The sequence below is a fragment of the Streptomyces sp. genome, assembly GCF_050698815.1.
Classification (GTDB): domain Bacteria; phylum Actinomycetota; class Actinomycetes; order Streptomycetales; family Streptomycetaceae; genus Streptomyces.
In genome coordinates, this window is sequence record NZ_JBOHCV010000060.1 from 1 (window position 1) to 24,216 (window position 24,216).

The following is a 24,216-nucleotide window of genomic DNA, read 5'->3' on the forward strand; positions in this document are numbered from 1 at the left end:
TTCTCGCCCGCGACCCGGGCCTGGTTCACGGGTGCCTTCAGCGCGCCCACAGCCGCCCAGGCCGGGGCGTGGCGTGCGCTGGCCGAGAAGTCCGACGCGCTCGTCGTCGCCCCCACCGGGTCCGGGAAGACGCTGGCCGCCTTCCTGGCCTCGCTGGACCAGCTCGCCTCCGCTCCGCCGCCCGCCGACCCGGTCAAGCGCTGCCGCGTGCTGTACGTATCGCCCCTCAAGGCGCTCGCCGTCGACGTGGAGCGCAATCTGCGCAGTCCGCTGACCGGCATCCGCCAGGAGGCCCTGCGGCTCGGGCTGCCCGAACCCGACATCCGGGTCGGCATCCGCTCCGGCGACACTCCTGCCACCGAACGCCGCTCGCTGGCCCGACGGCCGCCCGACATCCTGATCACCACCCCCGAGTCGCTGTTCCTGATGCTCACCTCCGCCGCCCGGGACGCCCTGTCCGGCGTGGAGACGGTGATCCTGGACGAGGTGCACGCCGTTGCCGGGACGAAGCGGGGCGCCCATCTGGCGCTCTCCCTGGAGCGGTTGGACCAGCTGCTCGACCGGCCGGCCCGGCGGATCGGGCTGTCCGCGACCGTACGGCCCGTGGACGAGGTGGCCCGCTTCCTCTCGCCGCAGCGCAAGGCGACCGTCGTGCAGCCGCCCTCCGGCAAGGAGTTCGACCTGTCGGTGGTGGTGCCGGTGGAGGACATGGGAGAGCTGGGCAGCTCTCCCGCCCAGGACAGCGGCGGTCCGGGTGCCGGCGGCCCCGGCGGCGGCGGAAAGCCCTCCATCTGGCCGTCGGTCGAGGAACGCATCGCCGATCTCGTCCAGGGGCACCAATCCACGATCGTCTTCGCCAACTCCCGCCGCCTCGCCGAGCGCTTGTGCAACCGGCTCAACGAGATCGCGTACGAGCGCGCGACCGGCGAGCCCATGCCCGAGCACCACTCACCCGCCGAGGTCATGGCCGAGGCGGGAGCGGCCAAGGGCGCGCCGCCGCTGCTCGCCCGCGCCCATCACGGCTCGGTCTCCAAGGAGCAGCGCGCCCAGGTGGAGGAGGAGCTGAAGTCGGGCAGGCTGCCCGCCGTGGTCGCCACCTCCAGCCTGGAACTCGGCATCGACATGGGGGCGGTGGACCTGGTCGTGCAGGTCGAGTCACCGCCGTCCGTCGCCTCCGGACTGCAGCGCGTGGGCCGCGCCGGACACCAGGTGGGGGCGGTCTCGGCCGGGGTGGTCTTCCCCAAGTACCGCGGTGACCTCGTCCAGTCCGCCGTCGTCACCGAGCGGATGCGCGAAGGCGCCATCGAGGCCCTGCGCATCCCCGCGAACCCGCTCGACGTGCTGGCCCAGCAGCTGGTCGCGATGACCTCGCTGGACACCTGGGACGTGGACGAGCTGCTGCTGCTCGTCCGCCGTGCCGCGCCCTTCTCCTCGCTCCCCGAGTCGGCGTACCAGGCGGTGCTGGACATGCTCGCCGGCCGCTATCCCTCCGACGCCTTCGCGGAGTTGCGCCCCCGGCTGGTGTGGGACCGGGTGGCGCGCACGGTCAGCGGCAGGCCCGGCGCGCAGCGGCTGGCCGTCACCTCGGGGGGCACCATCCCGGACCGGGGCCTGTTCGGCGTCTTCCTGGCCGGGGCCGACCCGAAGAAGGGCGGCGGCCGGGTCGGCGAGCTGGACGAGGAGATGGTCTACGAGTCGCGGGTGGGCGACGTCTTCACGCTGGGCACCACCTCCTGGCGGATCGAGGACATCACCCGCGACCGCGTTCTGGTCTCGCCGGCGCCAGGCGTGCCGGGGCGGCTGCCGTTCTGGAAGGGAGACCAGCTGGGCCGCCCGCTGGAGCTGGGCCGCGCGCTGGGCGCGTTCCTCCGCGAGATCGGCTCCCTCGCTCCGGAGGCCGCACGGGACCGGCTGGCCGCCGCCGGGCTCGACACGCTGGCCGTCGGCAATCTGCTCGGCTACCTCGAGGAGCAGCGCACCGCCTGCGGTCACCTCCCGGACGACCGTACGATCGTGGTCGAGCGCTTTCGCGACGAGCTCGGTGACTGGCGCATCGTCGTGCACTCACCCTTCGGCGCCCAGGTGCACGCCCCCTGGGCGCTGGCCCTCGGCGCCCGCCTCACCGAGCGGTACGGCATGGACGCGCAGGTCATGCACGCCGACGACGGTCTCGTGCTGCGACTGCCCGACGCCGACCTGATGGGCCTGGACCTGCTGGCGGAGCAGCCCGATGAGACCCCTGAGACGCGGCCGCCATCGGGCGGCGGCGGCGCCTTCGACTCCGGCGAGCCACCGGTCGGCGTCTCCGACGTCCTGTTCGACAAGGGCGACGTCGAGCAGATCGTCACCGACCAGGTCGGCGGCTCGGCCCTGTTCGCCGCCCGCTTCCGCGAGTGCGCCGCCCGGGCCCTGCTGCTGCCGCGACGCGATCCCGGCAGGCGCACCCCCCTGTGGCAGCAGCGGCAGCGCGCGGCTCAACTTCTCCAGGTGGCATCGGAGTTCGGCTCCTTCCCGATCGTGCTGGAGGCGGTGCGCGAATGTCTCCAGGACGTCTTCGACGTGCCCGGGCTGACCGAGCTGATGGGCGACATCGAATCCCGCCGCGTCCGCGTGGTCGAGGTCACCACCAGCGATCCCTCGCCGTTCGCCCGCTCACTGCTCTTCGGCTATGTCGCGCAGTACCTCTACGAGGGCGACTCGCCGCTCGCCGAGCGCCGCGCCGCCGCCCTCTCCCTCGACTCCCGGCTGCTCGCCGAGCTGCTGGGACAGGCGGAACTGCGCGAACTGCTGGACGCCGAGGTGCTGAGCGAGCTCGAGCGCGAACTGCAGTGGCGCACCGAGGACCGCCGCGTCAAGGACGCCGAAGGCGTCGCCGACCTTCTCCGCCTCCTCGGACCGCTGACCACGGCGGAGCTGCGGGAGCGGGGCGCCGATCCGCAGTGGGCCGCGGAGCTGGAGTCCGCCCGCCGGGCGGTGCGCGTCCGCATCGCCGGGCGGCAGCACTTCGCCGCCATCGAGGACGCCGGACGGCTGCGGGACGCGCTGGGGGCCGCGCTGCCCGTCGGCGTCCCCGAAGCCTTCACGGAGCCGGTGCCGGATCCGCTCGGCGACCTCCTCGCCCGGTACGCGCGCACGCACGGCCCGTTCGTCTCCGCCGACGCCGCCGCCCGCTTCGGCCTGGGCACCGCCGTGGCCGAGGGGACGCTGCAACGGCTGGCCGCCGGGGGGCGGCTCGTGCAGGGTGAGTTCCACCCCGCCGGAGTGGGCCAGGAATGGTGCGACGCGGCTGTGCTGCGCCGCCTGCGCCGCCGTTCGCTGGCCGCACTGCGGCAGGAGCTGGAGCCGGTGCCGCCGGCCGCGCTCGCCGCCTTCCTGCCGCAGTGGCAGCACGTGTCACCGTCCGGCACCGGCAGCCTCCGCGGCGTCGACGGGCTGCTGCGCACCATCGAGCAGCTCCAGGGAGCGCCCGTGCCCGCATCGGCCCTGGAGAAGCTGGTGCTGCCCGGCCGCGTCCGTGACTACGGCCCGGCGATGCTCGATGAACTCACCACGTCCGGCGAGGTCGTCTGGGCGGGCGCCGGCGCCCTGCCCGGCAAGGACGGCTGGCTCTCACTGCACCTCGCCGACTCCGCGCCGCTGCTGCTGCCGGCCCCGCTGCCGCTGGAGCTGACTCCGGCGCACCAGGCGGTGCTGGACACCCTGGCCCCCGGCTACGGACTGTTCTTCCGTCAGATCGCCGACCAGGTCCGCGCCACCGCCGATCCGGCGGCCACCGATCCGCAACTGGCCGAGGTCCTCTGGGACCTGGCCTGGTCCGGCCGCATCGGCAACGACACGCTGGCGCCGCTGCGCGCGCTCCTCGGCTCCGGCCGTACCGCGGGAGCCACCGCACACCGCGCCAAGCGCGCGGTTCCGCGCGGGCGTTACGGGTCGCTGACCGCCGCCACCCACCGCAGCGGCACGAACCGGCCCACCGCCTCCCGCAACGGCCCGCCGACCGTCGCGGGCCGCTGGTCCCTGCTGCCTCCGGCCGAGCACGACACGACCCACCGGGCGCACGCCCTGGCCCGTACGCTCCTGGACCGGCACGGCGTCGTCACCCGTGGCGCGGTCGCCGCCGAGGGCGTGCAGGGCGGCTTCTCCGCGGCGTACCGGGTGCTGGCCGCCTTCGAGGACAGCGGACAGGCCCGCCGTGGCTATGCCGTCGAGGGCCTGGGCGCGGCCCAGTTCGCGATGGACGGCGCCATCGACCGGCTGCGCGCGGTGCACACGGCGCGCGAGCGGGAGCAGCAGTTCCGCACCGTCGTCCTCGCCGCCGCCGATCCCGCCAACGCCTACGGCGCCGCCCTGCCCTGGCCCGAGCCCCCCGCCGACGCCACGCACAAACCGGGCCGCAAGGCGGGATCGGTGGTCGTCCTGGTCGACGGTGAGCTGACGCTCTACATGGAACGCGGCGGCAAGACTCTCCTCGCCTGGCCCGGCGGCCCGTCCGGCGATCCGTCCGGCGGCACACCGTCCGGTGACGCGAACGGCCCGGGGGGCAGCCCGCTGCTGGCCGCCGCCGCCGAGGCCCTGGCGCGCGCGGCGCGCGACGGTGCCCTGGGCACGGTCACGGTGGAGCGGGTGAACGGGACGCCGGCCCTCTCCTCCCCCATCGGCACCCTGCTGGAGTCCGCGGGATTCCACGCCACTCCCCGCGGCCTCCGGCTGCGCGCGGGATGAGGAAACCGTGCCCGAGGGAGACACCGTCTGGCGCACCGCCCGGCAGCTGCGCGAAGCACTCGCCGGGCAGACGCTGACCCGTACCGACTTCCGCGTGCCCCGGCTCGCCACCACCGACCTGAGCGGCCGCGAGGTCCTTGACGTGGTCCCGCGCGGCAAACACCTCCTCACCCGCGTCGATGGCGGCGTCACCGTCCATTCCCACCTCGGCATGGACGGCACGTGGCGCGTGAGCACTCCCGAACGGCACCCGCGAGGCGGCGGCCCCGCGCATCAGATCCGGGCCGTGCTCGCCACCGGCGGCAGCACCGCGACCGGCTACCGCCTCCCCTTGCTCGAACTCCTGCGCACCGCAGCGGAGTCGACGGCCCTCGGGCACCTGGGCCCCGACCTGCTCGGAGCGGACTGGGACCCGGTGGAAGCCCGGCGCCGCCTCCTCGCCGACCCCGAACGGCCCCTCGCCGAGGCCCTGCTCGACCAGCGCAACCTCGCCGGGATCGGCAACGTGTACGCGGCGGAACTCTGCTTCCTCGCCCGTACCTCGCCCTGGACGCCGGTCGGCCGGCTCTCCCCGCCGCTGCCCGCCCGGCTGCTCGACGCCGCCAGGACGCTCCTGGAAGCCAACAAGGACCGCATCGCCCGGACCACCACCCGGACCGGCCGGGCCTCCCCCGGCCAGGACCGGGACCGCGACCGTGCCCTGTGGGTGTACGGGCGTGACCGGCGCCCCTGCCACCGCTGCGGCACAGCAGTGCGCACAGGCCGCTACGGTCCGCCCGAGCGGTCACGCACCGTCTCCTACTGCCCCCGCTGCCAGCCCGGCCCGCGCCCCGACGCGGCCTCGCCCTGACGCGAGGCCCTGTCCGGCCCCGCCGGCCGGTTCGGCCCGTACCGCCGCACCTCTCGCCCGACGGGCTCCCGCGCCCCCATCGCGGCATGGACCGGCAGCAGTCCCAGCCCCCATCCGCCGACCGCGACCGTCGCCTCCACCGGACCGCCCGCCCCGTCGGCCAGCCGCCACACCGCACCCGCCCAGGCCGCCGCGCTCAGGGTGGCCAGGGCGCAGCGGACCAGCAGCCATCGGCTCAGCGCCGCCACGCTCCTCACCTCCCTTGCAGCTAGCGCCATCGTCCCGCACCGTGTGCGACCGCGCGACCACACAGCGGAAGGCCCCGCCGGGCGTATCCGGCGGGGCCTTCCGAGGGGCTGTGCGATATCCGCGGAGGCGGAGGCGTCAGGCCGCGACCACGTCCACGGCTTCCGCGGGCGCCTTGATGGTGACGCGCTCTTCCGGCACTCCGGTGACCGAGGTCACGGAAACGGGGTTGAGCACCGCGCGCCGCATCGGCGCGGGGACCGTGTCGCTCGCGGCGGACTCGGCCAGCTCCGCGAGTGCAAGCTCGTCGCTGACCTCCCGCATGAGCTCGGACATCCGCACGTCCAGCGCGTCACAGATCGAGGAAAGCAGCTCCGAGGAGGCTTCCTTCTGGCCCCGCTCGACCTCGGAAAGATAACCGAGCGAGACCCGGGCGGATGAAGAGACTTCGCGCAGGGTGCGACCCTGGCGCTGGCGCTGCCGACGCAGCACGTCACCCAACAGGCGACGGAGCAGAATCATCGGTGCTCCTCCCTCTTAACGCGCGGCGTCTTCCACAGCTTGATTCCCCACTCACTCATAGAGCAGACCCATAGGGCAAGAATCCTTCAGCCTCCACCGTACCGCCTTGGGCTGTGCGCGTGCGGGGAGCGATGTCGTGTTCACTCAGGGCTGCAAACATCCCTTCCCCCCGTCTTGTTCCGTATCCTGTGCCCGCGCGTGCTGGGCCAGTTGGTCGCGCAACAGCCTCAGAGCACTCCGCACGCTCGCCGTCCGGATGGCGCCCCGGTCACCGTCAAGGCTCAGCTCCTGTACCACCGCGGCGCCGCCCGGTCCGGCGACGGCCGTGAAGACGGTGCCCACCGCGTGCCCGTGCTGCGCCTCCGGTCCGGCCACACCGGTGGTGGCGACCCCCCACTCCGTGCCCAGAGCCGTCCGCACGCCCTCGGCCATCTGCCGTGCGACCTCGCCGTCCACCGCGCCCCGCTCGGCGAGCAGATCGCCGTCGACGCCCAGCAGTTCCTGCTTCAGCTCCGTGGCGTAGGCCGTGACCGAGCCACGGAACGCCCGTGAGGAGCCCGGTACCGCAGTGATCTCGGCGGCGACCAGCCCGCCGGTCAGCGACTCCGCCACCGCCACCGTTTCGCCACGTGCCACCAGCAGCTCCAGCACCCGCGCGGCGACACCGAGGTGGTCCTCTCCCCCGGTCTCCCCACCGCTCACGGCTGTCCGGCCCGCCCGGCGACCCGCTCCGCACGCTCACGCGCGCGGCCCGCCCGCCGCAGCACGACCGCCTGCCGCACGTAGTCCAGCCCGGTCACCACGGTCAGGATCACGGCCGCCGCCATCACCCACCAGCGCATCGTTGCCAGCGGTCCGGTCAGCGTCAGTACGTACATGCCCACCGCGACACCCTGCGCCAGGGTCTTCAGCTTGCCGCCCCGGCTGGCGGGGATCACCCCGTGCCGGATCACCCAGAAGCGCAGCACCGTGATGCCCAGCTCGCGGAAGAGGATCACGGCCGTGACCCACCACGGCAGGTCGCCCAGCGTGGACAGGCAGACCAGCGCCGCCCCCATGATCGCCTTGTCGGCGATGGGATCGGCGATCTTGCCGAAGTCGGTGACTAGGTTGTACCGGCGTGCCAGTTCACCGTCGAATAGATCCGTGATCATCGCGACGGTGAAGGCGGCCCAGGCGAACGAGCGCCAGGCCGGGTCGTGCCCGCCCTCCCACAGCATGAGCACGACGAATCCGGGGACCAGCAGCATCCGCACCATCGTGAGGATGTTGGCGATGTTCCACAGGCTCACCTGACGGACCGCGGCGACCGCCTTGGCCGGAGCTTTCGGCTGAGCCTTCGACTGGGCTTTGGACTGCGCTTTGGACTGGGGGTTGGGCTTGGCCATCGCACCACCACTCGCACTCGCCGCGGAGGCCGGCACTCCCGTCACGTGCCTGCCTCCTGACCGGCTCCGCCGCCGTCGCCGCCGCCTTCGACACCGCCTCCCAGGGGTTCGGCGACCAGGTCCACACCTTCCGTGGCAACGACCTTCGCCTCGACCATACGTCCGACCACCAGCTCCCGTCCGGGAACGGCGCCCCCGGTCAGGAGCACCTGCCCGTCCGTCTCCGGCGCCTGGTGGGCACCGCGCCCCGCCGCTCTGGTCTCGCCGTCACCCGCGTCGCCCCCGGCCGCGTCCGTACCCTCCTGGGCGGACGACTCCACCAGCACCCGCACCGTCTCGCCGAGCCGCTCCTCGGCGCGCTGCGCCGACAGCTCCTCCGCGAGGCGGGAGACCCGGGCCAGCCGCTCGGCGACGACGTCGGGGGCGTTCTTCCCGTCGTAGCCCGCCGCTTCCGTTCCATCCTCGTCGGAGTACCCGAACACGCCGATGGCATCGAGTCCGGCCGCGGTCAGAAAACGCTCCAGTTCCTCGACGTCGGCCTCGCTCTCCCCCGGGAAGCCCACGATGAAGTTCGACCGGATTCCCGCCTGCGGCGCCTTGCTCCTGATCGTCTCCAGCAGTCCCAGGAAGCGCTCGGTGTCACCGAACCGCCGCATCGCGCGCAGCACGCCCGGTGCCGAGTGCTGGAAGGACAGGTCGAAGTAGGGCGCGACCTTGTCGGTCCCGGCGAGCACGTCGATCAGCCCGGGCCGCATCTCGGCGGGCTGCAGATAGCTGACCCGTACGCGCTCGATGCCGTCCACCGCCGCCAGCTCCGGCAGCAGCGTCTCCAGCAGCCGGATGTCGCCCAGGTCCTTGCCGTAGGAGGTGTTGTTCTCGGAGACCAGCATGATCTCCCGCACTCCCTGCTCGGCCAGCCAGCGCGTCTCCCCCAGCACGTCGGAGGGGCGGCGGGAGATGAAGGAACCGCGGAATGAGGGGATGGCGCAGAAGGAACACCGCCGGTCGCAGCCGGAGGCCAGTTTCACCGAGGCGACGGGGCTGCTGGCCAGCCTGCGCCGCAGTGGCGCGCGCGGTCCGGACGCCGGGGCCAGCCCCTCGGGCAGGTCCACCGGCCCGGCAGGGGGCGCCGGCACGGCAGCATCAGCGCCGTCGGCACCGCCGCCGTGCCCGGGCAGCGCCACCTCACCTCCGGCGCCCTGCCGCTCGGCGGGACTGATCGGCAGCAGCTTGCGCCGGTCGCGCGGTGTGTGCGGGGCGTGCACGCCGCCGCTGAGAATGGTCTGCAGTCGCTCGGAGATGTCGGCGTAGTCGTCGAATCCGAGCACTCCGTCGGCCTCGGGCAGCGCCTCCGCCAGCTCCTTGCCGTACCGCTCCGCCATGCAGCCCACCGCCACCACGGCCTGGGTGCGGCTGCCACCCTCGGAGCCCTCGCCGGACTTCAGGTCGTTGGCTTCGAGCAGGGCGTCGACGGAGTCCTTCTTGGCGGCCTCGACGAAGCCACAGGTGTTGACCACGGCGACGTCGGCGTCGCCGGCTTCCTCGACGAGCTCCCAGCCATCCGCCGCCAGGCGGCCTGCGAGTTCCTCCGAGTCGACCTCGTTACGTGCGCAGCCAAGGGTGACGAGAGCGACGGTGCGGCGTTCGGGCATGGACTCAGCGTACTTTGTCGAGTGCGGCCCACCGGCCGCAGGGATCAGCCCGCTTCGGGGTCGCCCCGGGTGTAGCTGAGGCGCTGGACCTGACCATCCTCGCCGACGTCCTTGACCTCCTTGCCGTTGACGTACAGCTTGACCCCGCCGGCGTTGCCGAGCACGAGGTTGAGCCGCTTGTCGTCGGTGAAGGTCTTGCTCTTGCCCTTCTGCAGCACACCCTCGTGGATCAACCGCCCGTTGTGGTCCTCGGCGGAGATCCAGACGCTCTGCTCCGCCGTCATCCGCACCGTGACCTTGTCGGCCGGCGCGGCGGCGATCGCGCTGTCGGACGGCTTGGGGTCGGCGGGGACCGACGTGGTCGGGGCGGCGGACTCCGAGGGCTCACGGGACTGCGAGGGGTGCGCCGAGGGGGTCTCCTCGGCGGCCGACGGCTCGGAGTCGCCGCTTCCGTCGACGAGGGTGAAACCGACGAAGCCGACAACCGCGACGATGGCGGCGACCATGGCAGCGGTCCAGTTGGGCCGGCGGTGTTCCGGCCGGATGCGTTCGGCCTCGAAGAGCGCCGCCGGGGCGGCGGTCGGCTCGGGACGGCCCCCGTGCTCGGCGTCGTACCGCGCCACGAGCTCGTCGGAATCGAGACCGACTTCGCGGGCGAGCGTACGAACGTGCCCGCGTGCGTAGACATCGCCACCGCACCGGGAGAAGTCATCCTCCTCGATGGCCCGCACGATGGGGACGCGCACTCTGGTCGACGTACTGACCTCGTCCACGGTCAGCCGGGCGTCGACCCGGGCTTGTTGGAGGGTTTGACCGACCGTGGGCCGGTCCTCTTCCGCTGCGTTGCCGATGGACACGAGGGAGCCTTTCGAGCGTGTAGCCACCTGCTGGAGGTTCAGTCTAGGGGCCGAGCAAAAGAGTGGGGCAAGCGGACGGACGAACTTTGTGGGCCATCAGGACCGTCGCGCCGTCCGACGATGCCCACATAGCCCGCTCCGCCCCCCTTGTCCAACTTGACGTACGCGCCGGGGAAACGGTTGCCTCACTCATTCTTACGGGTGAGACTCCCCCCGGATCACCGCGAGCACACCATCCAGTTCCTCGGGTTTGATCAGCACGTCCCGTGCCTTGGACCCCTCGGTGGGGCCGACCACCCCGCGCGACTCCATCAGGTCCATCAGCCGCCCCGCCTTGGCGAAGCCCACCCGCAGCTTGCGCTGGAGCATCGACGTCGAGCCGAACTGGGTGGATACCACCAGCTCAGCCGCCTGGCAGAGCAGGTCCAGGTCGTCGCCGACCTCCTCGTCGATCTCCTTCTTCCTGCCCTGACCGACGGTGACGTCCTCGCGGAAGACCGGGGACATCTGCGCCTTGCAGTGCTCGACGATGCCCTGGACCTCTTCCTCGGTGACGTAGGCGCCCTGCATCCGGACGGGCTTGTTCGCACCCATCGGGAGGAAGAGTCCGTCGCCCTTGCCGATCAGCTTCTCCGCGCCGGGCTGGTCGAGGATGACGCGGCTGTCGGCCAGGGAGGAGGTGGAGAAGCCGAGCCGGGAGGGAACGTTGGCCTTGATCAGACCGGTGACGACGTCGACGGAGGGACGCTGCGTGGCCAGCACCAGGTGGATTCCTGCGGCACGGGCGAGCTGCGTGATCCGTACGATCGCGTCCTCCACGTCGCGCGGCGCGACCATCATCAGGTCCGCCAACTCGTCCACGATGACCAGCAGGTAGGGGTAGGTCGTCAGCTCGCGTTCGCTGCCTGCCGGAGCCGTGGCCTTGCCGCTGCGCACCGCCGCGTTGAAGTCGTCGATGTGGCGGTATCCGAAGGCGGCCAGGTCGTCGTAGCGCAGGTCCATCTCGCGGACGACCCACTGCAGGGCCTCGGCGGCCCTCTTGGGGTTGGTGATGATGGGCGTGATGAGGTGCGGGATGCCCTCGTAGGCGGTCAGCTCCACCCGTTTTGGGTCGACCAGGACCATCCGTACGTCCTCGGGAGTGGCCCGGACCATGACCGAGGTGATGAGGCAGTTGATGCAGGAGGACTTGCCGGAGCCGGTCGCGCCGGCGACCAGGATGTGCGGCATCCGCGCGAGGTTGGCCGTCACATAGCCGCCCTCGACGTCCTTGCCCAGTCCCACCAGCATGGGATGTTCCTCGCCCGAGGCGTCGGCCGAGCGCAGCACGTCGCCGAGGTTGACCATTTCGCGGTCGCTGTTGGGAATCTCGATGCCGACCGCGGACTTGCCCGGAATGGGGCTGATGATGCGCACGTCGGGGCTGGCCACGGCGTAGGCGATGTTCTTCGTCAGCGCGGTGATCTTCTCGACCTTGACGGCCGGGCCCAGCTCGATCACGTACCGCGTCACGGTCGGACCGCGGGTGAAGCCGGTGACGGCGGCGTCCACCTTGAACTCGCTGAAGACCGTGGTCAGCGACTCGACAACCTGGTCGTTGGCCGCACTGCGGGTACGCCCGGGGCCGCCCCGCTCCAGCAGATCGAGGGAAGGACGCGCGTAGGTGATGTCGCCGGAAAGCTGCAGCTGCTCGGCGCGCGGCGGCAGCGATCCCCGCTCCGGCCGCTCCGGCGGTGCGGCCGCCTTCGTCAGATCGGGTACGGGAGTGTGCTCGGCCCGCCGCTCCTCGCGCCCGTCACCCCGGCCGGCCGGCACCGAGCCCCTCTCGCCCGCCTTCCCCTCCGCCCCTTCCGCCGCCTTCCGGCGGTCGGCCGAGGACACACCGTGGGTCAGGTCCGCGACGAGAGGGGAAGGCTGGACGCCGTGCAGCAGCGCGCCGTCCAGTGCGGCCGCGGCGGCAGCGGCGACATCGACGGCGTCCGACGAGCGTGCGGCGGTACCGTCCGCCGCGCCAAGCCCGGCACGGCCCTTGCGCCCGGCGCGGCGCCGGTCGAGGGCGTCCTTCTCCGCGAGCGCCGGGTCGAGGTGGTCCTTGCGCATGCTGTGCCCGCCGGGGCGGGCCGGGCGGGCAGGCCGCGGCTCCATCCCGTCGTCGCTCTCGGCGGCGCCCTCGCCCGTCCCGGCCGGACGGGGGTCGTCCACCACGCCCAGCCGGACACCCAGTGCGCGCAGCCGCCGCGGAATGGCGTTGACGGGCGTCGCGGTGACGACCAGCAGCCCGAAGACTGCGACCAGGACGAGCAACGGCAGGGCGAGCATCTCGCCGACCGTCTGGATGAGGGGTTTCGAAGCGGCCCAGCCGATCAGGCCGCCGGCGTCCTGAAGAGCCTCGCCGCCCGCATCGCGCCCCGGGGCTCCGCACGCGATGTGCACGAGGCCGAGCGCGCCGACGACGAGCGCGGAAAGTCCCACCACGATACGGCCGTTGGCCTCCGGTTTCTCCGGGTGCCTGATCAGCCGCACGGAGATCACGCCGAGCAGTATCGGCAGCAGCAGGTCCAGCCGCCCGAAGGCGCCGGTGATGAGCATCTTGACGAGACCGCCCACCGGCCCCTGGAGGTTGGACCAGGTGCCGGCGGCGACGACCAGGGCGAGGCCGAGCAGCAGCAGGGCCAGGCCGTCCTTGCGGTGCGCCGGGTCGAGCCCCTTGGTGCTGCGCCCTATCCCGCGGAAGAGGTAGCCGACGGTGTGGGCGACGCCCAGCCAGCAGGCGCGAACCAAGCGGTAGACGCCTCCGGTGGGGGACGGCGCCGGCCTGGCTTTCGCCTTGGCGGCCGGCTTCCTGGCCGGCGCCTTCCTGGCGGTGGCCTGCTTCGCTGGTGCCCTTTTCGCGGCAGCCTTCTTCGCGGGCGCTTTCTTGGCTGCCTTTCCGGTTCCGGACGTACGAGAGGCCATGGAGGTGAGGTTACCGCCGGGGGGTGGGTGAGGCACGGACGGTCTGGGCACAGCAGGGCTGAAGCGGGCGGGCGGGGCTACATCGGTGACGGGGCGTCAGGGTGTCGGCCGACGACGGGGTTACGGGTCCGCCGCCCGGACGGACGCACTCCTCGGCGCGCCCGACGCGCCGAGGAAACGGTTCAGTTCTGCGAGGAGACCTGGGCCGACGCGCCGCCGCCCGTACCGGGCTCCATGGCGTCAAGTGCCCGGCGGAGGCCGGTGAGTTTACGTTCGAGATGGGCCGCCGTCGCCACGGTGGCGGACTCCGAGCTGTCACCCAGCTGCTTGGAGAGCGCTTCCGCCTGCTCCTCCACGGCGGCGAGGCGCGTGGACAGCTCGACCAGCAGCCCGGGGGGCTCTTCGCCGTCCTCCGTGGGCCCTTCGGGCGACTGGCCCGCACCGGAGCCGTTCTCCAACTGGAGCCGCAGCAGCGACGCCTGCTCGCGCAACTGCACGTTCTTCATGTAGAGCTCGACGAAGACCGAGACCTTCGCCCGCAGCACCCAGGGGTCGAACGGCTTGGAGATGTAGTCCACCGCGCCCGCGGCATAGCCGCGGAAGGTGTGATGCGGGCCGTGGTTGATGGCCGTCAGGAAGATGATGGGGATGTCGCGCGTACGTTCCCGCCGCTTGATGTGCGCCGCCGTCTCGAAACCGTCCATGCCCGGCATCTGCACGTCCAGCAGAATGACCGCGAAGTCGTCCGTCAGCAGCGCTTTGAGCGCTTCCTCCCCTGACGATGCCCGCACCAGCGTCTGATCGAGCGCGGAGAGAATGGCCTCCAGCGCCAGCAGATTCTCCGGCCGGTCATCGACCAGGAGGATCTTGGCCTTCTGCACCATGGCCCGTCCTCCTCGCCCCGGCAGCCCTTCGGACGCCGCCCCTGGGGACGGCTTCTTGACGCCGCCCGTCCTTGTGCGGGTCATCGTAGCCGCACGCCGCAGTTCGCCACACCCTGTCACCGTGTTGTCACTGTGCACCTAGCGGAAACGCCCCGGGGGTCCTGAAGGTTCCCCGTCGACCGCGCTCCCACACGTCGTCGGCCACACCGCGTCGCAGAAGGCCGCTACCAGCACCGTGCCACATCAACGCGCGCTCATCCACTCCCTCATGACGGACAGCAGGTGGTCGGTGTCCACCGGTTTCGTGACGTAGTCGGACGCACCGGCGTCGATGCTCTTCTCCCGGTCGCCCTTCATGGCCTTGGCGGTCAGGGCGATGATGGGCAGCCCGGCGAACTGCGGCATCTTGCGGATCGCCGCCGTCGTGGCGTAGCCGTCCATCTCCGGCATCATGATGTCCATCAGCACCACGGTCACGTCGTCGTGCTGCTCCAGCACCTCGATGCCCTCGCGGCCGTTCTCCGCGTAGAGCACCTGGAGCCCGTGCTGCTCCAGCACACTCGTGAGGGCGAAGACGTTGCGGATGTCGTCGTCGACGATGAGCACCTTCTCGCCGCCGAAGTCGCCCCCCGGGCCCGGCTCGACCAGATCCTGACCGCTGTGCAGCCAGGCATCCTCCTGGGACCGCGCCGGCCCGGAAGAGGAGTCCGCACCGGGCACCTCCCCCTCCGCGCCGTGCCGGGCACCGCGGGCCTGCCCACTCCGGCCGTTCCGCAGCGCGCGCGGCTGGGCCTCGGGCGGCAGATCCCGCTGCTCGAGTTCGGTCGCCGAGCGCTGCCGACGGCGCCGTACGAGCGAGGCCGCCGCGCGCTCCGCCTCCGAGGCGGCGACATCGGTCTCCTCCGCCACCGGGCCCGGCGGCAGCTCGACCGCGCTTCCGGTGCTCGCGCCATCCGCTTCTCCCTCCGCCGCCCTGCCGGCTTCCCCGCTCGTCGTACCGGTCCCCCGCTGCAGCGCCTCGACCCGCGCCGCCGCGGCCGCCCCGGTCTCCGCGGCGGCGGAGACGGCCAGCGTGCCGGACCCGAGCTGCACGTAGCCCTGGGGCGGCAGTTCGGTCGGGTGCAGCGGCAGATAGAGGGTGAAGGTGGAGCCGCGGCCAGGCTCGCTGGCGGCGTAGATCTCACCGCCCAGCAGCCGGGCGATTTCCCGGCTGATGGACAGGCCCAGACCCGTGCCGCCGTACTTGCGGCTCGTCGTGCCGTCCGCCTGCTTGAACGCCTCGAAGATGACCCGCATCTTGCCGGCCGCGATCCCGATGCCCGTGTCGGTCACCGAGAAGGCGATCAGCTCGGCGTCCGCGTCCTGCAGTGAGCCGTGCTCCAGCATCTGCTCCCGGATCATGTCGGGAACGTCGCTCTGCGCGGACCGGATCACGAGTTCGACGGCGCCGCCGTCGGTGAACTTCACCGCGTTGGACAGCAGGTTGCGCAGCACCTGCAGCAGCCGCTGTTCGTCGGTGTGCAGCGTCGCGGGCAGCTCCGGAGAGACCCGCACCGAGAAGTCCAGGCCCTTCTCGGCGGTGAGCGGCCGGAAGGTGGCTTCGACGTAGTCGACGAGCTGTACGAGCGCGATACGGGTCGGGCTGACGTCCATCTTGCCCGCCTCGACCTTCGACAGGTCGAGGATGTCGTTGATCAGCTGCAGCAGGTCGGAACCGGCGCCGTGGATCGTCTCGGCGAACTCCACCTGTTTCGGTGAGAGATTGCTCTCCGCGTTGTCGGCGAGCAGCTTCGCGAGGATGAGGAGGGAGTTGAGCGGTGTACGCAGCTCGTGGGACATGTTCGCCAGGAACTCGGACTTGTAGCGCATCGAGACCGACAGCTGCTCGGCGCGCTCCTCGAGGACCTGCCGTGCCTCCTCGATCTCCCGGTTCTTGATCTCGATGTCGCTGTTGGTCTGGGCGAGCTGCTCGGCCTTCTCCTCCAGCTGCGCGTTCGACTCCTGGAGCGCCCGCTGCCGGTTCTCCAGCTCCGCCGAACGCTCCCGCAGCTGCTCGGTCAGCTCCTGCGACTGGCTCAGCAGCACCTCGGTCTTGGTGTTGACGCTGATGGTGTTGACGCTCGTCGCGATCATTTCGGCGATCTGGCTGAGGAAGTCCTTCTGGATCTGCGCGAAGGGCTGGAAGGACGCCAGTTCGATGACGCCGAGGATCGTGCCCTCGAAGATGACCGGCAGCACGATGACGTGTGCCGGGGGCGCGTCGCCGAGTCCGGAGGCGATCTTGAGATAGCCGGGCGGCGCGTTCTCCACCAGGATCATGCGCCCCTCCTGAGCAGCCGTGCCGACCAGCGACTCACCGGGCGTGAAGGTGGTGGGCATGCTGCCGGTCGAATAGCCGTAGCTGCCCATCATGCGCAGTTCGTAGAGGCCGTCGGCGCCGTGGTCCGCGCCGATGCCGACGTCCTCCTTGTCCTCGCCGGTCGATACGGCGAGGAAGAAGGCGCCGTGCTGGGCCGAGACCACCGGCGTCAGCTCGCTCATGATCAGGCCGGCCACGTCGGCGAGATCGCGCCGGCCCTGCATGAGCCCGGAGATGCGGGCGAGGTTGCCCTTGAGCCAGTCCTGCTCCTGGTTGGCGTGGGTGGTCTCGCGGAGGTTGGCGATCTTGGTGTTGATGTAGCCCTGCAGCTGCAGGATCTCGCCCGCCGCCTCCACGTCGATGCGGACGTTGTGATCGCCGCGGGTCACGGCCGTGGCCACGTCGGCGATGGCGCGCATCTGCCGGGTGAGGTTGGACGCCATCTCGTTCACCGAGTCGGTGAGGTCCTTCCAGGTGCCCGCCACGCCCTGTACGCGCGCCTGGCCGCCCAGCTGCCCCTCGGTGCCCACCTCGCGGGCCACCCGGGTCACCTGCTCGGCGAAGGAGGAGAGCTGGTCGACCATCGTGTTGATGGTGGTCTTCAGCTCCAGGATCTCGCCGTTGGCCTCGATGTCGATCTTCTTCGTCAGGTCACCGCTCGCGATGGCCGTGGTGACCATCGCGATGTTGCGGACCTGCCCGGTGAGGTTGGACGCCATCGAGTTCACCGACTCGGTCAGGTCCTTCCAGGTGCCGGCGACCCCGGCCACCCGGGCCTGGCCGCCCAGCACCCCGTCCGTACCGACCTCGCGGGCGACCCTGGTCACCTCTTCGGCGAACGTCGACAGCGCGGTCACCATGGTGTTGAGCGTGTCGGCGAGCTGCGCGACCTCGCCACTGGCCTCGACGGTGACCTTCTTGGTCAGGTCGCCGTTGGCGACCGCGGTGGCGACCTGGGAGATGTTGCGGACCTGGCTGGTGAGGTTGTTCGCCATCAGGTTGACGTTCTCGCTCAGGTCCTTCCAGATGCCGATCACTCCCGGCACCCGCGCCTGGCCGCCGAGCATGCCTTCCGTGCCGACCTCGCGGGCCACCCGGGTCACCTGCTCGGCGAACGAGGACAGCTGGTCGACCATCGTGTTCACGGTCGTCACCAGCGCGAGGATCTCGCCCTTCGCATCGACGGTGATCTTCTTCGACAGGTCGCCCTGGGCGACCGCGGTGGTCACCTCGGCGATGTTCCGCACCTGGGACGTCAGGTTGTTCGCCATGAAGTTGACGGACTGGGTCAGGTCCTTCCAGGTACCGGAGACGCCCTTGACCTCCGCCTGACCGCCGAGAATGCCCTCGGTGCCGACCTCCCGGGCGACCCGCGTGACCTGCTCGGCGAACGAGGACAGCTGATCCACCATCGTGTTCAGCGTGTTCTTCAGCTCCAGGATCTCCCCGCGGGCGTCCACGGTGATCTTCTGCGACAGGTCACCGCGGGCGACTGCCGTGGCGACCTGGGCGATGTTGCGGACCTGGTCGGTGAGGTTTCCGGCCATGCCGTTCACCGAGTCGGTCAGATCACGCCACACTCCGGCGACGCCCGGCACCTGCGCCTGGCCGCCCAGCCGCCCCTCGGTACCCACCTCGCGGCCCACCCGCGTGACCTGCTCGGCGAAGGAGGAGAGCTGGTCGACCATCGTGTTGATGGTGTTCTTCAGCTCCAGGATCTCCCCGCGGGCGTCGACCTCGATCTTCTGCGACAGATCGCCACGCGCCACGGCCGTGGTCACCTGCGCGATGTTGCGCACCTGCGAAGTGAGGTTGCCGGCCATGAAGTTGACCGAGTCGGTGAGGTCCTTCCAGGTGCCGGAGACACCGTCCACCCGGGCCTGGCCGCCCAGCCGTCCCTCCGTACCGACGTCCCTGGCCATCCTGGTGACCTGCTCCGCGAAGGAGGAGAGCTGGTCGACCATCGTGTTGACCGTGTTCTTCAGCTCCAGCATCTCGCCGGAGACATCCACGGCGACCTTCTGCGACAGGTCACCGTTGGCCACCGCCGTCGTCACCTGCGCGATGTTGCGGACCTGTCCGGTGAGGTTGCGGAAGGCGGTGTTCACCGAATCGGTGAGGTCCTTCCAGGTGCCGCCGGCGCCCGGTACCTGTGCCTGACCGCCCAGTTCGCCCTCGACGCCGATCTCCCGTGCGACACGGGTGACTTCGGCGCCGAAAGAGGACAGCTGGTCGACCATCGTGTTGACCGTGGTCTTCAGCTCCAGCATTTCACCGGAGACATCGACGGTCACCTTCTGCGACAGGTCGCCGTTGGCCACCGCCGTCGTCACCTGCGCGATGTCCCGCACCTGGGCGGTGAGGTTACGGAAGGCGGTGTTCACCGAATCGGTGAGGTCCTTCCACACGCCCGCCACACCCTGCACCTGGGCCTGGCCGCCCAGCTCGCCCTCCGTGCCCACCTCGTTCGCCGCCCGGGTCACCTCGTCGGCGAACGTACGCAGCGTCTCGGTCATCGTGTTGATGGTCTCGGCGAGTTGGGCCACCTCGCCCCGCGCGTTCACGGTGATCTTCTGCGACAGATCGCCGTTGGCGACCGCCGTGGTCACCTGTGCGATCTCCCGTACCTGGGACGTCAGATTGCCCGCCATGAGGTTGACGGAGTCGGTGAGGTCCTTCCACACGCCCGCCACGCCCCGCACCTGGGCCTGGCCGCCCAACTCACCCTCGGTACCCACTTCGCGGGCGACACGTGTCACCTCGGACTGGAACGAGGAGAGCTGGTCGACCATCGTGTTGACGGTGTTCTTCAGCTCCAGCATCTCGCCGGCCACATGCACCGTGACCTTGCGTGACAGATCGCCCTTGGCGACGGCCGTCGTCACGAGTGCGATATCTCGCACTTGAGCGGTCAGCCGGGACGCCATCGTGTTGACGGAATCCGTCAGATCCTTCCAGGAACCAGACATTCCACGCACGCGTGCCTGGCCGCCCAGTTTGCCTTCCGTGCCGACCTCGCTGGCGACCCGCGTCACCTCGTCGGCGAACGTCGACAGCTGGTCCACCAGCCCGTTGACCGTGCGTCCGACCTTCAGGAACTCACCGCGCAGCGGGTGCCTGCCGCCGTCCCCGCCACGGGAACGCAGGTCCATCCGCTGCTCCAAGTCGCCCTCCGCCACCGCGGACAGCACCCTGCCGACCTCGGACACCGGCCGCACCAGGTCCTCCACGAGGGCGTTCGACGCGTCGATCGCCGCCGCCCAGGAACCCTCACAAGTGCCGGTCTCCAGCCGCTCCGTGAGCTTTCCCTCGCGGCCAACGACCCGGCGCACCCGGGCGATCTCACCCGTCAGGTGCAGGTTCTGATCCGCCACCTCGTTGAAGACGGCCGCGATCTCCGCCATCGGCCCGTCACCCGTGACGGTCAGCCGCTTGCGGAAGTTGCCGTCCCGCATGGCCGTCAAAGCCGTCAGCAACCGGTTGACGGAAGCCGCGTCGACCTCGATCGTCCCGCTCTTCCGGGAGCGTCCGCCTTTCGCGCGCGTGCTCGTGCCCCGCGCCGCTGCGCCAGACTCCACCGTGTCCCTCCGAAGGGTCGACCGTCCTACCGTCCTACCCGGGCTTTCGCTTCGAGCCTTCCCAGTGTTTCACCTTGCCTGAACCCGGCGATAACAGTTCGGCAGCATGGCACACAGGTCTCCACACGGCCCGGACGGAAAACACCCGCATCCGGCACCCGCGCACACAGCGAACGTAAGTAACCTGGCACCCGGCTGTCCATCCACCCGGTGTGCCGGGTACGGCGCGAAGGGTACGTAGGGTTACGAAGACCATGGGGACAGCGGCTTGAGCACGATGGGCAATGGAGGGGCGCTGCGGGTGACGCAAGAGCAGAGCGCCGGGCGTGGGAGTCTCCCCGCCGACGGCGACGCGGGTCTCCCGGACGACGGCGGAAGCGGTGGCAGCGGCGACGGCCTTGAGGGCGGTGACGCCGCGGCACCACTCGGTATCGCAGCGCAGCGCACCACGGATGACGGGCCGGGCGCGCGCGGCGATCAGCAACCCAAGGGGAAACGAGTGATCACCGCGAGGGCAGCGGCCACGTTCGAGCCGGTCGGGCGCTCCGTCGCGACGGCGCGCGCCTTCGTGCGGGACACCCTCCAGGGCTGGGGCCTGGGCGACATCGTCGATGACGCCGTCGTGCTGACCAGCGAACTCGTCACCAACGCCGTCGTGCACGCCGGCACCGCCGCCGAGGTCGTCTGCCTGCGGGACGGAGACGGCGTACGCGTCGAGGTCGTCGACCGCTACCCCGAGCGCGAGCTGCCGCTCCAGGACCCGGGCGCGGTCCTCGGCAGCCCCGACCGCGAGGGCGGTCGTGGACTGCTGCTGTGCGCCGCGCTCGCGGCGCGCTGGGGCGTCGACTACACGGCCGCGGACAAGCGCGTCTGGTTCAGACTCGATCTACCCGAACGCTCCGTGGGCACCCGTGCCGCGGGCCCCGCCCTTCCCGACGCCGCGCTGCCCGTGACCGAGACGCACCTGCACGTCGGCGTCGTCCAGGTCGACCGCGGCGGGAGCATCACGGCCTGGAACGAGGGCGCACAGCAGCTCTTCGGGTACCCGGCCGAGCAGGTCCTCGGCAAACCGCTCACCGACATCGCCGCGTGGCCGCACACCCCCGGCACGAGCATGGGCATCGCCGAGGCGCTCCAGCTCTCCCGGTGGGAGGGCTCCTACGGCTTGCGGGGTGCCGACGGCCGTACGATCCCCGTCTACGCCTCCCACCTGCGCGTCCGCGACAGTGACGGCGAACCGTCCACCGTCTGCCTGCTGGTCAACGACCACGAGCGCGCCGTCCTGCAGACCCCGTTGCGTACCCCGGCACCGGACTCGGCCAGCCGGCAGGACTCCGGTGACGGGTCCGCGGACCCCTTCGAAATCTTTATCGGTTCCCCCGCTCCCGACGATCTCGACGGCCTGCTCCAGCGCACCGTGGAACGCGCTCGCGACATACTGGACGGCGACGCCGCGTACCTGCTCCTGGCCACCGACGACGAGACCGAACTCGAGGTACGGGCGTCCACCGGCCTCCCCTCGGCACGTCAGCGCTTCGCCCGGGTACCGGTCGAGACGGGCAGCGGGAGGTACGGCTCCGCCCGGATGCCCTCCGTCCACGAAGACCTCACGGTCGTGCCCGGCGCCGTCCCGCTGCTCGCCGGCACCGGCATGCGCGCCGTGGTCACCGTCCCGCTCAAGGTGGAGGGCAGACTCACCGGTTCACTGGGCGTGGCCTCGGAGTCGCCGGGCTCGTACACGAACGAGGAAGCGCTGCGGCTCCAGTTCGCCGCCGACCGCATCGCGCTCGCCGTCGAGCGCGCCCGCCTCACCGAGCTGGAGCGGCTGCGGCGCGGTTCGCTGTCCTTCCTCGTCGAGGCGTCCGACCTGCTGGCGGGCACGCTCGACCGGGACCAGACACTGGCACTCATGGCCCAGATGACGGTGCCCACCCTGGCCACCTGGTGCGCGGTCTATACGGTGGCGGAGCCCGGCTCCGACCCCAAGCTGTCCTATGTTCTGCATGAGGACGAGGACCGCATCGACAACATCAAGGCCCTCCTCGCGAAGGTCGATCCGCCGGACCCGGTGCCCACACCCGGCGCCCGGGTCTGGGCCGCACCGTCCGACGCGGCCCACTCCGCGGCACTGCGCACCTCGCTGCGGAGCGTGGCGCTGGGCGAGGAGGAGGAGCACCACTACCCTCCCGGGCCGACGCGGGTGACAGCGGCGGCCGTCGGCGGTGAGACCGTGGTCCTTCCGCTCGTCGCCCGTAACCGCGTCATCGGCATGCTGACGCTCGGAAAGCCCGCCGACGAGCGATTCCGCCAGGAGATTCTCGAACTGGCCGAGGACCTCTCCCGCCGTGCGGCACTCGCCCTGGACAACGCCCGGCTTTACTCGGAACGCACCGCCATCAGTCAGTCCCTGCAGCGCAGCCTTCTCCCACCCGAACTGCCCGAAGTCGGCGGCGGAGTCGAGGTCGAGGTCATCTACCGTGCCGCCGGCGAGGGCAACGAGGTCGGCGGCGACTTCTACGACCTCTTCGACATCTCCGACGGCACGTACGGTTTCGCGATCGGCGACGTCTGCGGCACCGGCCCGGAGGCGGCCGCGGTCACCGGTCTCGCCCGGCACGCCCTGCGGCTGCTGGCCCGCGAGGGCCTCGGCGGCCCGGCCGTACTCGACCGCCTCAACACGGCGATCCTCGACGAGGGCGCCCGCAGCCGCTTCCTGACGCTGCTGTACGGCGAGTTGCGGCCGCAGGAGGACGGCAGCGCCGAACTCAAGGTCGTCTGCGCCGGCCATCCGCTGCCGTTGCGGCTGCGGCAGGACGGACACGTGGAACCGGCGGCCGACCCGCAGCCGCTGCTGGGCGTGATGGACGATCTCGAACTGTACGAGCAGACCGTCGTCCTCGACCCGGGCGACGTACTGCTGTGCGTGACGGACGGCGTGACGGAACGCCGCGAAGGCACCCGCATGCTCGGGGACGACGGCCTGGCGGACGTCCTCAGCGGCTGCACGGGCCTCACGGCGGGCGCGGTGGCCGCCCGCATCATGCGCGCGGTGGAGCGCTTCGCGAGCGACGCGCCCTCCGACGACATGGCCATCGTCGCCATGCGCGTGCCGGAATAAGCCGGCCCCCACCCGGGGGATCCGAGGGTGGAGGCCTTGTCGATCGACGTGCGGAGAGCCCCAAAACGGAATCGAACCGTTGACCTTCTCCTTACCATGGAGACGCTCTGCCGACTGAGCTATTGGGGCGCGACGGCTTCGCCGATCTTACCCGATGGGGGCCCGAGTTCAGCAGGCAGGCTCCATCAGCAGACCGCCCAGCGCGTTGCACGCGGACACCATGCGATGCAGCTCGCGCTTGGTCGTCGAGGCGTGGAGGGGAAGCGCGAGGGTCTCCTCGGCCGCCCGCTCCGACTCGGGCAGCCGCACATCGGCACGGAATGCGGACGTGCGGTGCGCCGGGGCCTTCACCGGTACGTGACAGGCCACACCGCGGGCCCGCAGCGCGTGCTTGAAGGCGTCCCGGTCCGGTCGCCCGTTGCCCGGCACCCGCACCACGTACTCCGTGTACGAGTGCTCCATTCCCAGCGCCACGGTCGGGATGACCACTCCGCGGAGCCGCTGGTCCAAGTAGGCGGCGTGCTGCCGGCGTCGGACCGCGTCCACCGCTACGACCGGAGACGCGGCACCGAACTCCGCGATCCGCAGACCGCGCCGCTGCGCCAGCTCGAGCAGGCACACCATGTCCGCCGGGTGCCCGAAGAGATGCACGGGCGCGATGGCGACCGTCCGCTCCGTCACCGCCGCCTCAACTGCCGCAGGAGCAAGGCAGAAGCTCTGCGGGTCGATGTCCGCGAAGACGGGGCGCGCACCCAACGCACGTACCGCTTCCGCGACTTCACTCCCGCCGAATGCGGGCACCACCACGTCGTCTCCGGCGCTCACGCCGGCCGTCATCAGCTCTGTCGTCCCCATGACGATGATGCTGTCGGCGGCACATGAACTCCGGGTAAAGACATGAAAAAAGGCCGTGGTTCCCGGACTGAACAGTCCAAGAACCACGGCCTTCTTCTAAAAATAGTTCGGCGGCGTCCTACTCTCCCACACGCTCCCGCATGCAGTACCATCGGCGCTGAAAGGCTTAGCTTCCGGGTTCGGAATGAGACCGGGCGTTTCCCTCACGCTATGACCACCGAAACAATGTG

General features: G+C 71.1%; 13 protein-coding genes, 1 tRNA gene and 1 rRNA gene. 3 read left to right on the plus strand and 12 right to left on the minus strand.

Annotated features, from left to right (window positions below):
- Positions 1 to 4,722, plus strand: a 4,722-nt coding sequence (locus ACRDP3_RS02490) for an Lhr family ATP-dependent helicase (protein ID WP_431515136.1), incomplete at its 5' end; no start/stop codon positions are given.
- Between the two features lie 7 nt (positions 4,723 to 4,729).
- Complete coding sequence (locus ACRDP3_RS02495) at positions 4,730 to 5,572, plus strand: Fpg/Nei family DNA glycosylase (protein WP_431515137.1); 843 nt, start codon at positions 4,730 to 4,732, stop codon at positions 5,570 to 5,572.
- On the opposite strand, the gene ACRDP3_RS02500 is transcribed toward ACRDP3_RS02495, so the two are convergent.
- The 9 genes from ACRDP3_RS02500 to ACRDP3_RS02540 all read right to left on the minus strand — a co-directional run bounded on the left by ACRDP3_RS02500 (position 5,521) and on the right by ACRDP3_RS02540 (position 20,013).
- On the minus strand, positions 5,521 to 5,820 hold the full coding sequence (locus tag ACRDP3_RS02500) for a hypothetical protein (protein ID WP_431515138.1): 300 nt from the start codon (positions 5,818 to 5,820) through the stop codon (positions 5,521 to 5,523). The genes ACRDP3_RS02495 and ACRDP3_RS02500 overlap by 52 nt on opposite strands.
- 136 nt (positions 5,821 to 5,956) lie before the next feature.
- A complete protein-coding gene (locus tag ACRDP3_RS02505) occupies positions 5,957 to 6,340 on the minus strand; it encodes a helix-turn-helix domain-containing protein (RefSeq protein ID WP_431515139.1) in 384 nt (127 codons plus the stop codon).
- Between the two features lie 144 nt (positions 6,341 to 6,484).
- Complete coding sequence (locus tag ACRDP3_RS02510) at positions 6,485 to 7,042, minus strand: CinA family protein (protein ID WP_431515140.1); 558 nt, start codon at positions 7,040 to 7,042, stop codon at positions 6,485 to 6,487.
- Complete coding sequence (gene pgsA, locus ACRDP3_RS02515) at positions 7,039 to 7,773, minus strand: CDP-diacylglycerol--glycerol-3-phosphate 3-phosphatidyltransferase (RefSeq protein ID WP_431515141.1); 735 nt, start codon at positions 7,771 to 7,773, stop codon at positions 7,039 to 7,041. Before pgsA ends, ACRDP3_RS02510 begins: the two co-directional genes overlap by 4 nt.
- Positions 7,770 to 9,380, minus strand: coding sequence for a 30S ribosomal protein S12 methylthiotransferase RimO (gene rimO / locus ACRDP3_RS02520; protein WP_431515142.1), 1,611 nt, complete (start codon positions 9,378 to 9,380; stop codon positions 7,770 to 7,772). Before rimO ends, pgsA begins: the two co-directional genes overlap by 4 nt.
- 44 nt (positions 9,381 to 9,424) lie before the next feature.
- Entirely contained in the window at positions 9,425 to 10,237 is an 813-nt protein-coding gene (locus ACRDP3_RS02525) for a RodZ domain-containing protein (RefSeq protein ID WP_431515143.1), read from the minus strand.
- Between the two features lie 195 nt (positions 10,238 to 10,432).
- On the minus strand, positions 10,433 to 13,192 hold the full coding sequence (locus ACRDP3_RS02530) for a DNA translocase FtsK (RefSeq protein WP_431515144.1): 2,760 nt from the start codon (positions 13,190 to 13,192) through the stop codon (positions 10,433 to 10,435).
- A 182-nt stretch (positions 13,193 to 13,374) separates the two neighbouring features.
- Complete coding sequence (locus ACRDP3_RS02535; protein ID WP_431515145.1) at positions 13,375 to 14,076, minus strand: response regulator; 702 nt, start codon at positions 14,074 to 14,076, stop codon at positions 13,375 to 13,377.
- Positions 14,077 to 14,319: 243 nt separating this feature from the next.
- Entirely contained in the window at positions 14,320 to 20,013 is a 5,694-nt protein-coding gene (locus ACRDP3_RS02540) for a HAMP domain-containing protein (RefSeq protein ID WP_431515146.1), read from the minus strand.
- 499 nt (positions 20,014 to 20,512) lie between these two features.
- Between ACRDP3_RS02540 and ACRDP3_RS02545 the strand changes: the two genes are divergently transcribed.
- Positions 20,513 to 23,131, plus strand: a complete 2,619-nt coding sequence (locus tag ACRDP3_RS02545) for a SpoIIE family protein phosphatase (protein WP_431515148.1) — start codon at positions 20,513 to 20,515, stop codon at positions 23,129 to 23,131.
- Between the two features lie 56 nt (positions 23,132 to 23,187).
- Here ACRDP3_RS02545 and ACRDP3_RS02550 read toward each other — a convergent pair.
- From ACRDP3_RS02550 to rrf, 3 genes are all read right to left on the minus strand, one after another.
- Positions 23,188 to 23,260 (minus strand) — tRNA-Thr (locus tag ACRDP3_RS02550).
- A 39-nt stretch (positions 23,261 to 23,299) separates the two neighbouring features.
- Positions 23,300 to 23,986: a DegT/DnrJ/EryC1/StrS family aminotransferase gene (locus ACRDP3_RS02555; RefSeq protein WP_431515147.1), complete on the minus strand. Its 687-nt coding sequence runs from the start codon at positions 23,984 to 23,986 to the stop codon at positions 23,300 to 23,302.
- Between the two features lie 105 nt (positions 23,987 to 24,091).
- Positions 24,092 to 24,208, minus strand: a 5S ribosomal RNA gene (gene rrf / locus ACRDP3_RS02560).
- Positions 24,209 to 24,216 lie beyond the last annotated feature (8 nt).

Bases quoted from the DNA above. Each gene is read 5' to 3' on its own strand.
- ACRDP3_RS02505 (WP_431515139.1), bottom strand. From the start codon at position 6,340: ATGATTCTGCTCCGTCGCCTGTTGGGTGACGTGCTGCGTCGGCAGCGC.
- rimO (WP_431515142.1), bottom strand. From the start codon at position 9,380: ATGCCCGAACGCCGCACCGTCGCTCTCGTCACCCTTGGCTGCGCACGT.
- ACRDP3_RS02530 (WP_431515144.1), bottom strand. From the start codon at position 13,192: ATGGCCTCTCGTACGTCCGGAACCGGAAAGGCAGCCAAGAAAGCGCCC.
- ACRDP3_RS02535 (WP_431515145.1), bottom strand. From the start codon at position 14,076: ATGGTGCAGAAGGCCAAGATCCTCCTGGTCGATGACCGGCCGGAGAAT.
- ACRDP3_RS02555 (WP_431515147.1), bottom strand. From the start codon at position 23,986: ATGGGGACGACAGAGCTGATGACGGCCGGCGTGAGCGCCGGAGACGAC.